Source organism: Streptomyces chromofuscus, assembly GCF_015160875.1.
Lineage (GTDB): Bacteria > Actinomycetota > Actinomycetes > Streptomycetales > Streptomycetaceae > Streptomyces > Streptomyces chromofuscus.
Genome location: NZ_CP063374.1, coordinates 3847501 through 3865644 on the forward strand (window position 1 = coordinate 3847501; position 18144 = coordinate 3865644).

12 protein-coding genes are annotated in these 18144 nt (G+C 73.8%); 7 read left to right on the forward strand and 5 right to left on the reverse strand.

All coding sequences use genetic code 11. The annotated features are described in order from the left end of the window. Positions 1 to 136: 136 nt before the first annotated feature. Complete coding sequence (locus IPT68_RS17335) at positions 137 to 685, reverse strand: MarR family winged helix-turn-helix transcriptional regulator (RefSeq protein WP_189696150.1); 549 nt, start codon at positions 683 to 685, stop codon at positions 137 to 139. 139 nt (positions 686 to 824) lie between these two features. On the opposite strand from IPT68_RS17335, the gene IPT68_RS17340 reads away from it, so the two are divergent. After that, positions 825 to 2102 carry an MFS transporter gene (locus IPT68_RS17340; RefSeq protein ID WP_189696213.1) on the forward strand — a complete coding sequence of 426 codons (1278 nt, stop codon included), beginning with the start codon at positions 825 to 827 and terminating at the stop codon, positions 2100 to 2102. Positions 2103 to 2130: 28 nt separating this feature from the next. On the opposite strand, the gene IPT68_RS17345 is transcribed toward IPT68_RS17340, so the two are convergent. Then, the gene (locus IPT68_RS17345) at positions 2131 to 3771 is read right to left on the reverse strand and encodes an ATP-binding SpoIIE family protein phosphatase (protein WP_189696149.1); all 1641 of its coding nucleotides are present in this window, start codon (positions 3769 to 3771) and stop codon (positions 2131 to 2133) included. A 245-nt stretch (positions 3772 to 4016) separates the two neighbouring features. Next, complete coding sequence (locus IPT68_RS17350) at positions 4017 to 5399, reverse strand: NAD(P)/FAD-dependent oxidoreductase (protein WP_189696148.1); 1383 nt, start codon at positions 5397 to 5399, stop codon at positions 4017 to 4019. A gap of 402 nt (positions 5400 to 5801) precedes the next feature. Here IPT68_RS17350 and IPT68_RS17355 point away from each other — a divergent pair, with 402 nt between their 5' ends. Both IPT68_RS17355 and IPT68_RS17360 read left to right on the forward strand, forming a co-directional pair. Next, positions 5802 to 6551, forward strand: coding sequence for a TetR/AcrR family transcriptional regulator (locus IPT68_RS17355; protein WP_189696147.1), 750 nt, complete (start codon positions 5802 to 5804; stop codon positions 6549 to 6551). Between the two features lie 217 nt (positions 6552 to 6768). Beyond that, on the forward strand, positions 6769 to 8805 hold the full coding sequence (locus IPT68_RS17360) for a sigma-70 family RNA polymerase sigma factor (protein WP_189696146.1): 2037 nt from the start codon (positions 6769 to 6771) through the stop codon (positions 8803 to 8805). A 36-nt stretch (positions 8806 to 8841) separates the two neighbouring features. Here IPT68_RS17360 and IPT68_RS17365 read toward each other — a convergent pair whose 3' ends face one another. Further along, positions 8842 to 10926 carry an asparagine synthase-related protein gene (locus tag IPT68_RS17365; protein ID WP_189696145.1) on the reverse strand — a complete coding sequence of 695 codons (2085 nt, stop codon included), beginning with the start codon at positions 10924 to 10926 and terminating at the stop codon, positions 8842 to 8844. 745 nt (positions 10927 to 11671) lie between these two features. Between IPT68_RS17365 and IPT68_RS17370 the strand changes: the two genes are divergently transcribed. From IPT68_RS17370 to IPT68_RS17385, 4 genes are all read left to right on the forward strand, one after another. After that, positions 11672 to 13096: an MFS transporter gene (locus IPT68_RS17370; protein WP_189696144.1), complete on the forward strand. Its 1425-nt coding sequence runs from the start codon at positions 11672 to 11674 to the stop codon at positions 13094 to 13096. Between the two features lie 159 nt (positions 13097 to 13255). Then, complete coding sequence (lhgO, locus tag IPT68_RS17375) at positions 13256 to 14473, forward strand: L-2-hydroxyglutarate oxidase (protein WP_189696143.1); 1218 nt, start codon at positions 13256 to 13258, stop codon at positions 14471 to 14473. A gap of 286 nt (positions 14474 to 14759) precedes the next feature. Continuing rightward, the gene (gene trmB / locus IPT68_RS17380) at positions 14760 to 15578 is read left to right on the forward strand and encodes a tRNA (guanosine(46)-N7)-methyltransferase TrmB (RefSeq protein WP_373300492.1); all 819 of its coding nucleotides are present in this window, start codon (positions 14760 to 14762) and stop codon (positions 15576 to 15578) included. A 75-nt stretch (positions 15579 to 15653) separates the two neighbouring features. Continuing rightward, positions 15654 to 16964, forward strand: a complete 1311-nt coding sequence (locus tag IPT68_RS17385) for a PrsW family intramembrane metalloprotease (RefSeq protein ID WP_189696141.1) — start codon at positions 15654 to 15656, stop codon at positions 16962 to 16964. A gap of 119 nt (positions 16965 to 17083) precedes the next feature. On the opposite strand, the gene IPT68_RS17390 is transcribed toward IPT68_RS17385, so the two are convergent. Further along, complete coding sequence (locus IPT68_RS17390; RefSeq protein ID WP_189696140.1) at positions 17084 to 18133, reverse strand: M23 family metallopeptidase; 1050 nt, start codon at positions 18131 to 18133, stop codon at positions 17084 to 17086. Between the last annotated feature and the right edge of the window lie 11 nt (positions 18134 to 18144).

Here is an 18144-nt window from a genome sequence, read left to right on the forward strand (position 1 = left end):
TTTCACGGCGAGAGGTGCTGCTGGAGAACCGTTACGGCTCCGCGGCAACCCGAAGAACTCTACGGATCCGCGAGGGGGCTGTCAAGCATCCCCTGTCAAGATCTTTTCTGTCCGCTTCCGCCCCAGGTCAGCGGGCTCAGTCCAGGTCGCTGAGGCGGCCGCCCGCGTCCGGCTGGGCGTGCTCGACCCTGCGCAGGAGCCTCGTCAGGACCTCGCCGAGGGCCGTTCGCTCGTCCGGGGAGAGGTCCTGAAGGAGGTCCTCCTCGAAGACCGACGCCATGCGCATGGCCTCCAGCCACTTCCCGCGGCCCTCCGACGTCAGCTCGACGATCACCCGTACGCGGTTGTTCTCGTCCCGCTCCCGGGTGACCAGGCCCTCGGCGACCATACGGTCGATCCGGTGGGTCATGGCGGCCGGTGTGAGGCCGAGGCGCTTGGCGAGGTCGCTGGGCCCCAGGCGATAAGGGGCGCCGGACAGGACGAGGGCCTTGAGGACCTCCCACTCCGCGTTGCTGATGCCGAGCGCGGCGGTCTGACGGCCGTAGGCGACGTTCATGCGGCGGTTCAGCCGGGACAGCGCCGAGACGATCTGCTCGACCTGCGGATCGAGGTCCTGGAACTCGCGCTGGTAGGCGGCGATCTGTTCTTCGAGGGTCGGCTCAGTGACGCCGGGGGTGTCGCCCATGGGCGAAGTATGACACGGAGGCCGTTGGCGTTGAAGTCCTTCTGTATGTACTCTTTAGCTTCGAAGTTTAGTTTCTAAGTCTTCAGTCCTAACGTCTGAACGCTTCGCGATCTCGAGAGAGGTGAACGTGACCAGGGCGATGGGCGCAGCGATGCGCCGGATCCACGTGGGTAACGCACTCAGCGCCTTCGGGCTCGGCTTCACCGTTCCCTACCTGTACGTCTACGTGGCGCAGGTGCGGGGACTGGGGGCCGTGACGGCGGGGCTCGTCCTTGCCGTCTTCGCCGTGGCCGCGCTGATCGTGCTGCCGTTCGCCGGACGGGCCATCGTCCGGCGCGGCCCGCTGCCGGTGCTGCTTACCGCCCTGGTCACCGCCGCGCTCGGGGCGCTGAGCCTGGGCCTCGCGGGCAACGCGACCGCCGTACTGCTGTCGGCGGCGGCGCTGGGTGCCGGGCAGGCCGTGATGCAGCCGGCGCTGGCGACGATGATCGTGGAGTGCTCGTCGGCGGAGACGCGGTCGCGGGCGTTCGCCACGCAGTTCTTCCTGCAGAACCTCGGGCTCGGTGTCGGTGGGCTCATCGGAGGGCACCTCGTCGACGCGACGCGGGTGTCGTCGTTCACGCTGCTGTTCGCGATCGAGGCGGCGATGTTCCTGCTGCTGGTCGTGGTGATGGCGACCGTGCGGATGCCGCACTCGCCGCGCATCGGCAAGGCGCCGTCGGCGGCCGCGGCCGCCAGGAGCGGCTGGAAGCAGCTGCTGGGGAACCGGGCGATGGTGCAGCTGTGCGTGCTCGGGTTCGTGTTGTTCTTCGCCTGCTACGGGCAGTTCGAGTCGGGGCTCAGCGCCTACGGTGTCGAGGCTGCCGGGATCTCCACGTCCGCGCTGGGGACGGCACTGGCCGCCAACACCGCGGTGATCGTCGTGGCGCAGTTCGTGGTGCTGAAGTTCGTCGAGCGGCGCCGGCGGTCGCGGGTGATCGCCGCAGTGGGGCTGATCTGGGCCGTTGCCTGGATCGTGGCGGGGTACGCCGGGCTGGGGCACGTCAGTCAGGAGACGGCGACGGCCGCGTTCGTCTCCACGTACGCGCTGTTCGGCCTCGGTGAGGCGATGCTGTCGCCCACGGTGGCTCCGCTCGTCGCCGATCTCGCGCCCACGGGGATGGCGGGGCAGTACAACTCGGCCTTCGCCCTGGTGAAGCAGCTGGCGCTGGCTGTCGGACCGGCGGTGGGCGGTCCCATGGGGGCTTCGCTGCACGCGCCGTACATCGTGACGTTCCTGCTGTTCTCGCTGGGGATCACCGTCCTCGCCGTGCGGCTGGGGCGGCGGCTGACCGAGGCGCAGGACCAGCCGTGGCTCGTGCGCAGCCGCGTGGTGACGCGGGGCGGGGCCGCGGAGCCGGTGTCGGCGGAGGCGTAGCCGTGGGTCCGCGGCCCCGCCGTCGCGGCTACTTGTTCGGCAGTGCGAACTCGCACCACACCGCCTTGCCGCCTCCGGGCGTTCTCCGGCAGCCCCAGGCCGAGGCGATCGTCGCGACGATCGCGATGCCGCGGCCCGACTCGTCGCCCGGCTCCGCCCGGCGGCGGCGGGGGAGGTGGTCGTCGCCGTCGGTGACCTCGATGATCAGTCGGCGGTCGGTGCGACGCAGCCGCAGGCGCATGGGCGGGGTGCCGTGCTGGAGGGAGTTGGCGACCAGTTCGCTGGCGGCCAGGACGCCCAGGTCGTGCAGGTCCGCCGCGAAGCGCCAGCTGGTGAGGACGCCGGAGGCGAAGGCACGCGCGCGTGGGGCCGCTTCGACACCGCCGAGGAGTTCCAGGGCGGCGTTGCGGAAGAGGTCGCTGTCCGCGCCGGTGCGGGCAGGGTGCTGGAGGACCAGGACGGCCACGTCGTCGTCGTGGTCGGCGGTGACGCCGGCCGAGCGGAGCAGGCGGTCGCAGATCACCTGGGGCGTGCCGGTGGCACCGGCGAAGGCTTGCCTGAGAGCCTCGATGCCCTCGTCGAGGTCGGCGTCCCGGCGTTCGACGAGGCCGTCGGTGTAGAGGACGGCCACGGAGCCGGGGGCGAGCGGGACCGAGCCCGAGGCGTGCATCCAGCCGCCGGTGCCCAGGGGCGGTCCGGTGGGTTCGTCGGCGCGCAGGACCGTGCCGTTCTCGTCGCGGACGAGGATGGGGAGGTGGCCGGCGGAGGCGTACACCAGCCGGCCCTCGTTGGGGTCGTGGACGGCGTAGACGCAGGTGGCGATCTGGTGGGGGTCGATCTCCGTGGCGAGGCCGTCGAGGAGCTGGAGGACCTCGTGCGGGGGGAGGTCGAGACGGGCGTAGGCGCGGACGGCCGTACGGAGCTGGCCCATGACCGCTGCCGCGCGGACGCCTCGGCCCATGACGTCGCCGATCACCAGGGCCGTGCGGCCGCCGCCGAGGGTGATCACGTCGTACCAGTCGCCGCCGACCGCGGCCTCCGTGCCGCCCGGCTGGTAGGCGACGGCGATGCGCAGGTCGTCCGGCTGCTCGAGCTCCTGGGGGAGCAGCGACCGCTGCAGGGTCACGGCCGTCTCGCGCTGGCGGCGTTCGCTGGCTCTGAGGCGTTCGGCGGCCTCGGCGTGGTCGGTGACGTCGGTGGCGAAGATGAGGACCCCGGCTCCGGCGCCGTCGGCCACGGGGGTGCAGGTGAAGGTGTAGGAGCGGCCGTCGGGGGCCTTGCGGGACTTGACGGTACGGGGCTTGCCGCTGCGCAGGACCTGGTCGAGCAGGGGCAGCAGGCCCAGGTCGCGCAGCTCGGGGAGGGCCCCGGCGGCCGGTTCGCCCACCGGGCGGCCGCCGAAGGCCGTGGCGTAGGCGTCGTTGACGTAGGCGAGGCGGTGGTCGGGGCCGTGGACGAGGGCGACGAGTGCGGGGACGCGTTCGAGGACGGCGCGTACGGGCAGTTCGTCGACGGCTGGGGCCGACGGCGGGTCGTCGGTCAGTTGTTCGGCGCGGGCCGCGGGGACGGAGCCGTCCCCCCGACGGTCCTGGGCGACCGCCTGGTCGGTCCGCGCCGCGGTGCGGCGCTGCGTTCCGGGGAGCCGGGCGCTCCAGCGCGTGAAGTTCACGAATCCTTGCCTCGTGTAGTCGTCGTCGACCGGCTCCGGACCCGGCCCGGTCCCCCGGGGGTGGCGCGGCGGTGGCCGTGCCGTGTCGGGACCCCTGGGAAGTGCAGCACTTGGGAAAAGCCTCGTGGGTTCGGTGGGCAGGGTGGGCGGCGGTCCGCCCTGACGCGGGGACCAGTCTGGCAGGGTGGCCGACCGGGCCGACATCCGTCAGACGCCGGGGTGGCCGCGAGAGTTCCTCGGGAGAGTCAGGTCGACCCCTTCGGGTCGTAAGGATGCTTTCCACCGGCCGCGAGTTCGAACTCCGCTCGGGGATGTTCGAGTGAACCCAGGGAGACGATCTCCCGTTTGAAGAGGCCCGAGAGGGTCCATTCGGCCAGGACGCGCGCCTTGCGGTTGACCGTGGGCATCCTGCTCAGGTGGTAGGCCCGGTGCATGAACCACGCGGGGTAGCCCTTGACTTTGCGCCCGTAGACGTGGGCGGCGCCCTTGTGCAGTCCGAGGGAGGCGACCGAACCGGCGTACTGGTGGGCGTACGTCTCGAGGGGCTCCCCGCGCAGGGAGCGGACGATGTTGTCGCCGAGGACCTTCGCCTGGCGGAGCGCGTGCTGGGCGTTGGGGGCGCACTCCGCGCCGGACGCGCCGGGAGTACCGGGCCCGTCGGCGGTGACGTCGGGGACGGCGGCAGCATCGCCGGCGGCCCACGCGTGCGCGTGCCCCTCGATCGCCAGCTCCGGGGTGCACTTCAGGCGGCCCCGGCCGGTGAGCGGCAGGTCGGTGGCGGCGAGCAGCGGGTGGGGTTTGACGCCGGCCGTCCAGACGACCGTGCGCGTGGGGAAGCGCTGGCCGTCGCTGAGCACCGCGACCCGGTCGGCGCACGACTCCAGGCGGGTCTCCAGCAGGACCTGGATGTTGCGGCGGCGCAGTTCGGTGATGGTGTAGCGGCCGAGTTCCTCGCCGACCTCGGGGAGGATGCGGTCGGTGGCCTCGACCAGGATCCACCTCAGGTCCTCGGGGCGGACGTTGTGGTAGTAGCGCGTGGCGTAGCGGGCCATGTCCTCGAGTTCGCCGAGTGCCTCGACGCCTGCGTAGCCGCCGCCGACGAAGACGAAGGTGAGGGCCGCGTCGCGCACGGCGGGGTCGCGGGTGGAGGAGGCGATGTCCATCTGCTCGATGACGTGGTTGCGCAGGCCGATGGCCTCCTCCACGGTCTTGAAGCCGATGCCGTGCTCGGCGAGACCGGGGACGGGCAGGGTGCGCGAGACGGATCCGGGGGCGAGGACCAGCTCGTCGTACGGCAGCTGTTCGGCGCCGGCGCCCTCCTCGGCGGCGAGGGTGGTGAGGGTCGCGAGGCGCTCGGCGTGCCGGATGGAGCGGACCTCGCCGACGATCACCCGGCAGTCGGGCAGGACGTGGCGCAGCGGCACGACGACATGGCGCGGGGAGATGGAGCCGGCGGCCGCCTCGGGGAGGAACGGCTGGTACGTCATGTAGGGGTCGGGTGTGACGACCGTGATCTCGGCCCGGCCCCGCCCGATGTCCCGCCTCAGCTTCCGCTGCAGGCGCAGGGCCGTGTACATCCCGACGTAGCCGCCGCCGACAACGAGAATGCGCGCACGTTCCTTCACCATCCCATGACGCACCCGGCGCTTGCGTTTGTCCACAGCCCCGACAAATTGTGTGACCGGGCCGGGAGCGCGCCCATGGTTGGCCGAAACGCTCCGGCGTGCGGGAGTCGTGCAGGTCAACGGGTGTGTGCCGGGCGGAGTAAGGGGGTGCAATCGGGACGTATACGACCCGTACTCCGATCGGGGGGCGCTCCGTGCGGAATCTGCCCCTTCTGAATTGACTGCCTCTCAACTATGTTCGTGTGTCGACGGGGTGTAGGGGGATGCGCTCGTCGGTTCTCGGGTGCGCGACGGGCGGGCCCGGCGGCCCGGCGGGGCGGCTCTCGGTAGGGGCCTGTTCCTCCACGCTCCGGCTACCTATGGCGGGGAGTGTCTCCGGGGGGAGACGTCATTACCGGGGGATTTATGCAGATTCAGGACTCTCGTTGGTCATCCGCGACTGCCATCGCACCTGGCGGCGCGGTCGGCGCGGCGGCGGGCAACGGACGCGGGGACGGCCCGCGGACCGCGCCGCTGCGGGTGGACGCACAGCGCAACCTCGAACACGTACTGCGGGCCGCGCGCGAGGTCTTCGGCGAGCTGGGGTACGGCGCGCCGATGGAGGACGTGGCACGCCGCGCGCGGGTCGGTGTCGGCACGGTGTACCGGCGCTTCCCGAGCAAGGACGTCCTGGTGCGGCGAATAGCCGAGGAGGAGACCTCCCGGCTGACCGACCAGGCCCGGGCGGCGCTCGGCCAGGAGGACGAGCCGTGGTCGGCCCTGTCGCGCTTCCTGCGCACGTCGGTGGCGTCCGGGGCCGGGCGGCTGCTGCCGCCGCAGGTGCTGCGGGTGGGCGTCGCCGAGGAGGGCGAGGCCGACGAGGCCCGCGTGCCGCAGCAGCGGACGCAGCCGGGCGGCGGTGAGCTGCGGCTGGTGCCTCAGGCGCCGGTGGCGGACGAGGACGACGCCGGTGCCGCGGCACTGCTCGACGTGGTGGGCCGGCTCGTGGAGCGGGCGCGCGCGGCGGGCGAGCTGCGGCCGGACGTGTCGGTCTCGGACGTCCTGCTGGTGATCGCCACGGCGGCGCCCTCGCTGCCGGACGCGGCCCAGCAGGCGGCCGCCTCGGCACGGCTGCTGGACATCCTCCTGGAGGGCCTGCGGTCGCGGCCGGTGTGACGGTGGGCGTGGGCGCCAGGCGCCCACGCCCGGCCCGCCCGAACCGTGCCCACGGGGGCCTGCTGTCGCCCGCCTCGCACGACTGAGCACTAGCACTGGCTGACGACGGGCCTCCCCGGACGGGTGGATGGTCGGTACGACCACCTCCTGAACGAAAGCCAATGTGGCAACCTGGCCCCAGTTCGGGACTGTTGGCAGGCGGCGGGGGCTTTCCGCGATGGGCGTTGACGGGCGGGACGAGTCACTCGGTGACGAGGGCGGCGGGGCCGACGGCCCGGTCGCACCCCAGGTGCCGGCACAGCGCGACCGGCGGGAGGACGGCGTCCTGCCGCCGCCGATCGAGCTGCCGCCGTCCGACGCCGAGCTGGTCGGCCGGATGCGCGCGGGCGACGACACGGCCTACGAGGAGCTGTACCGCCGCCACGCGGAGGCCGTACGCCGGTACGCGCGCACATGCTGCCGCGATCCGCACACCGCCGACGACCTCACCGCCGAGGTCTTCGCCCGCGTCCTGCAGGCGGTTCGCGGCGGCCACGGCCCCGAGCACGCCGTACGCGCCTATCTGCTCACCACGGTCCGGCGTGTGGCCGCAAGCTGGACGACCTCGACCAGGCGCGAGCAACTGGTCGACGACTTCGCGGTGTTCGCGGCCCAGGCCGCCCGCGCGTCGGAGGTGTCGAACACCGACGCTCTCGACCTGGGCGCGGACGTGCGCGCCATGCACGCGGCCGAGCAGTCCCTGGCGATGCGGGCGTTCCGCTCGCTGCCGGAGCGCTGGCAGGCCGTGCTGTGGCACACCGAGGTGGAGGACGAGTCGCCCAGCGAGGTCGCCACGCTGTTCGGGCTCGACGCCAACGGCACGCGCGTGCTCGCCAGTCGCGCCCGCGAGGGCCTGAGGCAGGCGTATCTCCAGGCCCACGTCAGCGCCGCGCTCACCAGCGACGAGGAGTGCGCCCGCTACGCCGACCAGTTGGGCACGTACGCGCGCGGCAGGCTGCGCACGCGGGCCGAGCGGGGGCTGCGCAAGCACTTGGAGGAATGTGCGCGGTGCCGGCTGGCCGCCGGCCAGATCGAGGACCTCGCGAGCAGCATCCCCGCGGTCGTGCCGGTTGCGGTCGTCGGCTGGTTCGGGGCGGCCGGGTACGCCAAGGCGGTGGGGATCCTCGCGGGCGGCACGGGCGGCGCGGGAGCCGGGGCGGCGGGCGCGGCGGGCGCGACCTCGGCGACGGGCGGCTCGGCAGCGGCAGGCGGGGCGACGGCGGGTGCTTCAGCGGGCAGCGGTGCGGCGGCAGGCGGGGCGGCGGGCGCGGCGGGCGCGACCTCGGCGACGGGCGGCTCGGCGGCGGCAGGCGGCTCGGCAGGGGCGGCAGCGGGCGGCACGGCGGCAGGCGGCTCGGCCGGTGGGGCGGGCGCGGGCGGCGGTGGCGCGATGGCCTCGGAAGGGCTCGGCGCGCCGGTGAAGGCGGGTCTCGCGGCCGGTGTGGTGGCCACGGCGATCGCGGTCGTGGCCATCGCCCTGGCCGGCGACGACCAGCCGGCCGAGGACCGGAAGCCGTCGGCCAAGCCCCCCGCGTCGGCCCCGGCCGCCCAGCCGGAACCGCCCACCCCCACCCCGTCGCGACCGGACCCGCAGCCACCTCTCCCGTCCCCCGTCGTCCCGGCGGCGGACCGGACCCCGACGCCCGCCCCGTCACCGCCCGGGAGCCCGGCCCCCGCACCCGCCCCGAAGCCGCGGCCGACCCCGACCACCGCACCGCCGGCCACGCCCACGCCGGCCCCCACGCAGCCCCCGGCACCGACCCCCACCCCTGCTCCGACGCCCGCCTCGTACCTGCTCGACGAGCTCTCCTACGACGTCACGGGCGACGGCAACGCGCCCGAACTGCGACTGAGCGCGAGCAGCTGGGTCTGGCCGCGCCACGGCCTGCCGATCGGCGGGACGACGTACGCGCGCGGGGTCAGCGTCCACGCCCACTCGTCCGTCACCGTCGACCTCAACCGCCCGTGCGCGTCGTACGACGCGCTGGTAGGGATCGACGACTCGACGCTGGGCCTGGGCAGGGTGTACTTCTCCGTCTGGGCCGACGGCGCCAGGCTCTGGAAGTCCGACCTCGTCAGGGGCGGGGACGCGGCGACACCGGTGCACGTGGACCTGACCGGGCGCAGGACGGTGCGCCTGGTCGTGGAGCCGCTCGCTCCCCTGGACCACGTGGCCGTGGCTGACTGGGCGGAGTCGGAGTTCAGGTGCGTCTGACGACGTGCCGCGTCGCCCGTCCGACGGCGTGCCGCGCTACCCGCCGGACGCGAGCGCCCCTCGACGCGGTGTGATGCCCGCGGGCACCGCACGCGCGCGTGCGGGTGTCCCCGTCCAGCACGTGCCCCGCCGGGCCAGCAGCCGTCGCAGCCACAGCTCCAGGGACACCAGGTCCGCCAGGCCGTCCAGCGGCAGCGGCTCGCCCTGGGCCGCCGCGCGCAGGGCCTTGCGCACGACCCGGGCCTCCACCAGGCCCGCCTCCGCCAGCAGGGGCGTGTCGAACAGCGCCATCAGCGAGTCGACCGCCACCCGCAGGCCGGCCCGCGCGGCGGCGGCGGCCGGTACGTGGGAGGGAGCGCCCCAGCCGGGCGGGAGGTCGGTGATGCCGGCGCCCTGCAGGACCGTGCGCAGGATCGCCGCTCGCGCGCCGGGCTTGACCCGGAGGGCCTCGGGCAGGGCACGGCAGGCCCGTACGACCTGGTTGTCGAGGAACGGCGCGTGCAGGCGCTGGAAGCGGATCTCGGCGGCCTGTTCCAGCACGCGGACGTCCGCCGCCGTACGGGCGAGCGCGGCCCGCGCGCGGAAGTCGCCCGGCCGCTGACCGGGTCCGAGCCCGGAGCGATGTGTGGCCCCCTGCAAGCGAATCGATACTTCAGCCAGTGCCTCCCCCGTCAGCCAGCGCGCCGCCGGTCCCGGTCCGGCCCAGGTCAGCGCCGCGAGCGAGGCACCGACCGCGCCCCCGGGTTCCTCGAAGCGCTTCTGCAGCAGCCGCTCGGCGAGGCTCTCCAGGCCCGACCCGTACGGCATGCGGGCCAGGCGCCGGGCCGCCGCGTACACGCGCGCGGGGACCAGTACGGACCCGTCGGCCTTGGCGAGGGCGGCCACCGGGCGGACCAGGTGGCGTCTTTGCCGGTCCATCAGCAGGTCGGCGAGGCGGGCGGGGTGGGCGTCCAGCACCTGACGGGCGCCGTAGCCGGTGAGGTGGTCCGCGCTGCCGGAGGCGAGCCTGGCACGGTGCCGGACTGCGGTGACCAGGCTGGGGCCGGGTTCGTCGGTCAGCGGGCCGTCGAGGGTGGCGTACGGCAGGGTCTCCTCGCCGCCCGCCACCACCACGTGGTGGAAGCGCGGGTTGGCGGCCAGCACGCCCGCCCGCTCCAGCTCGGCCTCCCGGCCGCCCACCGCCAGATCGTTGAAGGTGACCGCCAGCAGCCGCTCCCCCGCGCCCGTGCCGTGTCCCAGCACGGTGCCCGGCATCCCCGGCAGCCCGGCCGCCAGCAGCGCCAGCGTTCCCGAGGCGGGCCCGCCGGACAGGTCCGCCCCGATGCCGGGCACCGGCATCCCGCGCGCGGCACGGCGTTCGGCGGGGCCCATGCCCGGGACGGGCCCGGGGTCGATGTCGGCTCCGGGGACGTGTCGGGGGGCGGCGAGGCGGGCCCGGACGGCGTCGACCAGGGCGTCGCGGACGGCGTCGAGCGCGCGGTCGGGGTCGGCGGGCGGGGCGGCGACAGCGAGGGAGGCGACCGGATCGTACCCGGCGACCTCACGCGCCCCGGCGCGCAGGATGAGGGCATGCCCCGGCGGAATGCGCCGCACGCCGTCGTACGGGGTGGAGTCGTGCAGCGCGGCGGGGACGTCGGGGGCGGCCAGCAGCGCGGCGAGGTGCCCGAAGTCGAGGTTGGCCTCGATGAGGTCGGCCAGCGGCAGCGCGGCGGTCGCGTAGGCGGTGCCGCCGGCCCAGGGGGTGTGGAACACCGGTCTGGCGCCCGCCAGATCGCCGCAGACGGTGATGCGCCGGCCGACCTGGACGACCGCCGTGTAGCTGCCGGGCCAGGCCGTCAGGTGCCGAAGTGCCCCTCCGCGTGCGGTGAACAGCCCCAGGCGCAGTTCCTCGTCGGTGGCGCCGCAGGTGCCGAGGACCGCGATCCGGGTCTGGGCGTCGGCCGTGACGAGTCGGACCTCGTCGGGGCGCCAGTCGCCGACCGCCCACAGGGGATCCGGGTCGCCCCACAGGAGTTGGGAGCCGACGGGGTGCAGGGTCTCGCCGTCGTAGCCGGTCGCGCCCGCCGAGCCGATCTCGGCGGCTCCCGCGGCGGTGCTGCTCCACCCCACCAACCACCGCATCGACGCCTCCACAGGCTGTGGACAACCAGTGCACCGTACGAACCGGTTCACCATGCTGCCACGAAGAACGCGCCGCAGAGCGGCGGCGGTGCCGCTTGTGATCCCTCGAATGCGCCCCGCGCACTGCCTCGCGCCACCACGAGATACCCCGGAGATACCCCGCGAGCCGCCCGGCGACGCCCCGCGGAGCGCCCCAACAGCGGCTTGCCGCAGGGCAACTGCGACGCGAATGCGCCCTCGATACGCCCCCCGTCGACCCCCAACGCGCCCTCAAACTCCGTGGTGGACGCGGGAATCACGCGCACGGAGCAGGGTCGCTTTTCGGCCAAAACGATTCCGGGCAAGTGCACGTGCATACGTTTCGTGCACGCTCTGTACAGGCTCTGCGCACCGCTCTGTCGGCGCACGGTCCGGGAGACGGGTTCGCCTCCCGGACCGGTCCGCCGCCCGCGGGGATTGAGGCGGCGGTATCCCCCAGCCCACTGGTCCAGTACAGCGGGCCGACCCACGCAAGAGCCATGGAACCGCTCCCGAGATGGCCGGAGTAGAGCGCACGGGCGGGCGCACGGCCACACACCGGGAGCACGCCACAACTGTGCGTACCGGGACCGTACTTCCGTACGGACCACAATCCCGCCATCCGGAACAATGCCCCTTAACGCTTGGGATGCGGCGAACTACGCTGGGTTTACGAATGCCGCATGGTTATGCCAGTGCGGCAGCCGTCTGTGTCGAGGGGTGGCGCATGTCCAGGGAGCAACGCGGGCCGAACGAAAAGCTCGGCGCCGTTCTCGCCCTCGCGGGAATCAGCAACGCCGGACTCGCGCGGCGCGTCAACGACCTCGGCGCCCAACGCGGGTTGACGCTTCGCTACGACAAGACGTCGGTGGCGCGCTGGGTGTCGAAGGGCATGGTGCCGCAGGGTGCCGCGCCGCACCTCATCGCGGCCGCGATCGGCCAGAAGCTGGGCCGCCCGGTGCCGCTGCACGAGATCGGCCTGGCGGACGCGGACCCCGCACCGGAGGTCGGCCTCGCCTTCCCCCGGGACGTCGGCCAGGCGGTACGGTCGGCGACGGAGCTGTACCGCCTCGACCTCGCCGGCCGACGGGCCGGTTCCGGCGGCATCTGGCAGTCGCTCGCCGGGTCGTTCGCGGTGAGCGCGTACGCCACGCCCGCCTCACGGTGGCTGATAACCCCGGCCGACAGCTCGGTCGCGCGCGAGGTGAACCCGGCGGAAGGTTCCGGCGCACCGGTCAGAGTCGGCCACAGCGACGTGCAGAAGCTGCGGGAGGCCGCGGAGGACGCCCGGCGCTGGGACTCCAAGTACGGCGGCGGCGACTGGCGTTCGTCGATGGTGCCGGAGTGCCTGCGGGTGGAGGCGGCGCCGCTGCTGCTCGGTTCCTACTCCGACGAGGTCGGCCGGGCCCTGTTCGGCGCGTCCGCCGAACTCACCCGGCTCGCCGGGTGGATGGCGTTCGACACGGGCCAGCAGGAGGCCGCGCAGCGGTACTACATCCAGGCACTGCGCCTGGCCCGGGCCGCCGCGGACGTCCCCCTCGGGGGCTACGTGCTGGCGACGATGTCGCTCCAGGCGACCTACCGCGGCTTCGGCGACGAGGGGGTCGACCTCGCCCAGGCCGCCCTGGAGCGCAACCGGGGGCTGGCCACGGCCCGCACCATGAGCTTCTTCCGTCTCGTCGAAGCACGGGCGCACGCGCGCGCGGGTGACGCCCAGGCGGCCGGGGCGGCCCTGAAGGCGGCCGAGGGCTGGCTGGAGCGGTCCCGCGACGGCGACAACGATCCGTCCTGGCTGGGTTTCTACTCGTACGACCGTTTCGCCGCCGACGCCGCCGAGTGTTACCGGGACCTGAAGGCGCCGCGGCAGGTGCGGCGGTTCACCGAGCAGGCGCTGTCGAAGCCGACGGAGGAGTTCGTCCGCTCGCACGGGCTGCGGCTCGTCGTGTCCGCCGTCGCCGAACTGGAGTCCGGGAACCTGGACGCGGCGTGCGAGCAGGGAGTGCGGGCGGTGGAGGTGGCCGGGCGCATATCGTCCGCGCGGACCACGGAGTACGTGAGGGACCTGCTGCACCGGCTGGAGCCGTACGGCGACGAGCCGCGCGTGGTGGAGCTGCGGGAGCGGGCCCGGCCACTGCTGATGGCCCCGGCGTAGGACGGGGTCCCCGGGCGTCTGCCCTGCTGGTGCTGTCCTGGGCGGCCCGGGCCGTGCGCGGCCGGTCGCGCGGTTCGCCGCGGCCCCCTGACGCGGCGTGGGTGCGGACCCGCGTTTGAAGGCGTTGTCAGTGGCGCAGTGCACTATCGATAGCGGGAGGTGGTGCGGGTGCGGACGATCGCCTACGACTGCGACGTGCTGGTGATCGGCGGCGGGATCGTCGGGCTGTCGGCGGCGTACGCGATCACACGTGCCGCGCCGGGGACGCGGGTGACCGTGCTGGAGAAGGAGGCGGGGCCCGCCCGGCACCAGACGGGACGCAACAGCGGTGTGATCCACAGCGGGGTCTACTACCGCCCCGGCTCGCTCAAGGCGCGGTACGCGGTGCGGGGCGCAGCCGAGATGGTGAAGTTCTGCGCGGAGTACGACATCGCGCACGCCGTCACCGGGAAGCTGATCGTCGCCACCGAGCGCTCCGAGCTGCCCCGGCTGCACGCGCTCGTGCAGCGCGGCCGGGAGAACGGCATTCCGGTGCGGGAGCTGGTCGCGGCACAGATCACGGAGTACGAGCCGGAGGTCCGGGGCCTCGCGGCCATACACGTCGGGACGACCGGGGTGTGCGACTTCGGCGCGGTCGCGCGGCAGCTGGCCGAGGCCTCCGGAGCGGACATCCGGTACGGCGCCGAGGTGCTGCACGTCGACCGGCGCCCGGAGCGGGGGGTCGCCGTGCGGACGGCGGACGGCACCGTGGTGCGCGGGCGGGTGCTGGTGAACTGCGCCGGGCTGTACTGCGACGAGGTGGCCCGGATGACCGGGGACGACCCCGGCATGCGGATCATCCCGTTCCGGGGGGAGTACTACGAGCTGGCGCGGCCGGAGCTGGTGCGCGGCCTGGTCTATCCGGTGCCCGACCCGGCGTTCCCGTTCCTCGGCGTGCATCTGACGCGCGGCATCGACGGCGGCGTCCACGTGGGCCCCAACGCGGTGCCGGCGCTGGCCCGCGAGGGCTACGGCTGGGGCGTGGTCCGGCCTCGCGAGCTGGCCCGGACGCTGGCCTGGCCCGGAGCCTGGCGGATTGCGGGCCGGCACTGGCGGTACGGCGGCGGGGAGCTGTGGCGGTCGGTGTCGAAGGCCGCGTTCGCCAGGGCGGTGCGGCGGCTGCTGCCCGCGGCGACGGAGCAGGACCTGGTCCCGACGGCGGCCGGAGTGCGGGCCCAGGCGGTACTCCGGGACGGCACGCTGGTGGACGACTTCCTGATCCGGGAGGGCGCGCGGGCCGTGCACGTCCTGAACGCCCCGTCCCCCGCGGCGACGGCCTCCCTGCCGATCGGCCGCGAGGTGGCCCGAAGGGCCCTGATAGCACTGAGCCGCACATGACCCCCCAGTCACGCCCTCACCCGTCCACAGCCCCCGCCCACCCGGCCCCGCTCCTCGCCCCCGCGTCCGCGGCCCACGCGCCCGCATCCCACGCCGGCCCGGCCCCCGACCCGGCACCCGCGTCCACAGCCCACACCTGCCAGACCTCCACCCACACCCCTGCCCGTCATACTCCGGCCCTCCCCCTCCCCCTCGCGCCCGCGACCCGGCCCCGCCCGCCTCCGGCCCGCACCCCCGTCCGCGTCACCCCGCACCCCGTAACATCGAAGCCACTGTGTCTGACTCCCTGAACATTCCCGAAGCCTCCCACCCGACCCGTGACAGCGCCGTCCGTCGGCATCGGGCCAAGGGTGAGCCGCGCTTTCCCGACGGCCCCAAGGCCGACCCCGCCGGTTCGCACTTCGAGCGGCGGATCCGGAGTTTCCAGCCGCGGCGGAGCCGGGTGACAGCGGGGCAGGCGGACGCGTTGCAGCGGCTGTGGCCCAAGTGGGGTCTGGACATCGACGGGCGGCGGGTCCTGGATCTCGCCGAGCTGTTCGGCAACGACCACCCCGTCGTGCTGGAGATCGGCTTCGGCATGGGCGAGGCCACCGCGCGGATGGCCGCCGCCGACCCGGACACCAACATCCTCGCCGTGGACGTCCACACCCCCGGCCAGGGCAACCTGCTCAACCTCGCCGACCAGGCCGGCCTCGGCAACGTCCGGGTGGCCAACGGCGACGCCATCATCCTGCTGCGCGAGATGCTCACCCCCGACTCCCTCGACGGGCTGCGCGTCTTCTTCCCCGACCCCTGGCCCAAGAAGCGGCACCACAAGCGGCGGCTGATCCAGCCGGACTTCCTCACCCTCGCCGCGAGCCGCCTCAGGCCCGGCGGGATCCTGCACTGCGCGACCGACTGGGTGCCGTACGCCGAGCAGATGCTCGAGGTGCTCACCGCGCACACCGACTTCGAGAACACCCGGCCCGACGGAGGCTTCGCCCCGCGCCCCGACTTCCGCCCGCTCACCCGTTTCGAGGGGCAGGGGCTGGACAAGGGTCATGAGGTGAACGACCTGCTCTTCCGCCGTGTACCGCACGACGACCGGCGCGCGGACCGGCGGTGAAGGACCAGCGTCCGCGCGACGGTCGGCCGTAAAACCCTTCCCTCGTTCGACTCTCCCCTCGTTAGGGTCAATGCCGTGGCGATCAGTCCCCCGTATCCGACGAACCCCGGCGTTCCCGGCGGCCGCCCCCTGCTGCACGCGCACTGGTGGCAGAAGCGGTGGGTGCGGTACGGCGCGCTGAGCACGCTGCTCGCCCTGTCCGGCCTGGTGATCCTCGCCCTGGTCCGCGAGCAGACCGGCACCGAGGGCTTCCTGGTCGGCCTCGGCCTCGCGGTCCTCCCCGTGCCGCTGCTGACAGCCGCCTTCCGGTGGCTGGACCGGGTCGAGCCCGGGCCCTGGCGGAACCTGGTCTTCGCCTTCGCCTGGGGAGCGTGCGCGGCGGCGCTGATAGCCATCGTCGCGAACAGCTTCGCCACCCAGTGGATAGCGACCGCGACCGCCGACCCGACCAGCGCCGACACCTGGGGCGCCACGGTCATAGCCCCGGTCGTCGAGGAGTCCGCGAAGGCGGCCGCGATCCTGCTGCTCTTCCTCTTCCGGCGCCGCGACTTCACCGGGATCCTCGACGGCGTCGTCATAGCCGGCGTCACCGCCACCGGCTTCGCCTTCACCGAGAACATCCTCTACCTCGGCACCGCCTTCGGCACCGACCAGCTGGCCGGCCACAGCGGGATCGCCTCCGTGACCGCCGCTACCTTCTTCGTGCGGGTCGTCATGTCGCCGTTCGCGCACCCCCTGTTCACCGTGTTCACCGGCATCGCCTTCGGCATCGCCGCGCTCGCCGGGGAACGCCAGCGGCTGCGCCGGATCCTGCTGCCGCCGGCCGGGCTGCTGCTCGCGATGGGCATGCACGCCTTGTGGAACGGCTCGGCGACCTTCGGCGACTTCGGCTTCTTCGCGGTGTACGGCGGCTTCATGGTCCCCGCGTTCGGCCTGCTGACCTGGCTGGTGGTCTGGACGCGGCAGCGGGAGCTGCGGACCGTCCGCGAGGAGCTGCCCGCCTACGTCGTCGCCGGCTGGCTCTCGCCCGCCGAACCGTTCGCCCTCGGCTCGATGCGGGCCCGCCGCCTGGCCCGCGAGTACGCCGGCCACCACCTCGGCAAACCGGCCGCGCGGGCCGTCGCGCAGTACGAGGCGTACGCCACGTCCCTGGCCTTCCTGCGGCACCGGGGCCGCCGCGGCCGGGCCCGGACCGACTTCGTCGTGCGGGAACGCGAGCTGCTGAGGGAACTGTGGAACCGCCGTGAGATCGCCCGGCCGGCCCTGGAGTACGCGGCACGCGTGACCGCCCCGCCGATGCCGGCGATGATGCCGCCGGTGTACGGCTGGGCGCCGGCGCACGGGCCGACGGCGCCCTACCCGGTGTACAACCCGTACCGGTCGTAGGACTGCCGGTCGTAGGACACCACGTAGGACACCAGAGGGCCGCGGACAGCCGAAACCGGCAGCCCTGACGTCGGGGGGTTGCCGTCAGGACCGCCGGGGTTGGAGGGGGAACGCGTTCCTTAAGGGGTGAGGCCCTTGCTCTGCAGCCAGGCCAGCGGGTCGAGTCCGCCGCCGCCGGTGTGCACCTCCAGGTGCAGGTGCGCGCCGGTCACGTTGCCGGTCGCGCCCACGCGGCCGATGACCTCGCCCGTGGTGACCTTCTGGCCGACGCTGACGCCGATCGACGACTGGTGGGCGTACCAGATCTCGGTGCCGTCGTCGAGGGTCAGCACGGTCTTGTAGCCGTACGACCCGTTCCAGCCCGCCTCGGTGATGGTGCCGCTGTGCACCGCCTTGATCGGGGTGCCCGTGGGCGCGGCGAAGTCGAGGCCCGTGTGGTAACCGGACGACCACAGGGCGCCGGCCTGGCCGAAGGTGGAGGTGATGGTGTACGAGGAGGTCGGCAGCGCGTACTGCCTGGCCAGGGCGGCGAGCCGCTCGGCCTCGGCCTTCTTGCGGGCCTCCTCCTCGGCGAGGGCCTTGGCGGCGGCGGCCTTCTCCTCGGCCTCCTTCTCCGCCTTGGCCGCGGCCTCGGCGGCGGCCTTCTCGGCGGCGGCCGCGGCCTCCGCTGCGGCCTTGCTCTCGACCTGCTCCTGCTGCTGCTCGGCCTGCGCGATGATGCGGGCACGCAACGCCTCACCGGCGTCGGTGGTGCCCTCCGCGGTCTCCGCGGGGGTCGCGCCGAGGCTGCTGAGCGGGGCACTCGCGAGCTGGGGCTCGGTGGAGTCTGCGTCCTCGTCGTCGGACATCAGCGCGCCGACGGAGGGCAGGTCGGGCATGGAGATCGACACCGGCGGCTTGCCCGCGTTCGCACTGGCCATGCCGCCCGCGCCGACCGCGGCTATGACGCCGACGCCGAGAACGGTGGAGCTGCGGGCGAGTCCACCGCCGCGCTGCTTGCTGACACGGTGCCGACCGCGTACGGGGCGGATGGTCTCCGCAGTGGGATTCCACTCCTCCCACGGGCCCTCGTCGGTGCGCTGCGCGCCGTAGACGAACGTGTCGGTGCTGTCGGCGGCGCGCTGGCCAGGCACGAACGGGGCTTGTGGGGCAGGCCGGTTGGACGCCACGTGGGCGTACT

Bases quoted from the DNA above. Each gene is read 5' to 3' on its own strand.
- IPT68_RS17335 (WP_189696150.1), bottom strand. From the start codon at position 685: ATGGGCGACACCCCCGGCGTCACTGAGCCGACCCTCGAAGAACAGATC.
- IPT68_RS17340 (WP_189696213.1), top strand. From the start codon at position 825: ATGGGCGCAGCGATGCGCCGGATCCACGTGGGTAACGCACTCAGCGCC.
- IPT68_RS17350 (WP_189696148.1), bottom strand. From the start codon at position 5,399: ATGGTGAAGGAACGTGCGCGCATTCTCGTTGTCGGCGGCGGCTACGTC.
- IPT68_RS17355 (WP_189696147.1), top strand. From the start codon at position 5,802: ATGCAGATTCAGGACTCTCGTTGGTCATCCGCGACTGCCATCGCACCT.
- IPT68_RS17360 (WP_189696146.1), top strand. From the start codon at position 6,769: ATGGGCGTTGACGGGCGGGACGAGTCACTCGGTGACGAGGGCGGCGGG.
- IPT68_RS17365 (WP_189696145.1), bottom strand. From the start codon at position 10,926: ATGCGGTGGTTGGTGGGGTGGAGCAGCACCGCCGCGGGAGCCGCCGAG.
- IPT68_RS17370 (WP_189696144.1), top strand. From the start codon at position 11,672: ATGTCCAGGGAGCAACGCGGGCCGAACGAAAAGCTCGGCGCCGTTCTC.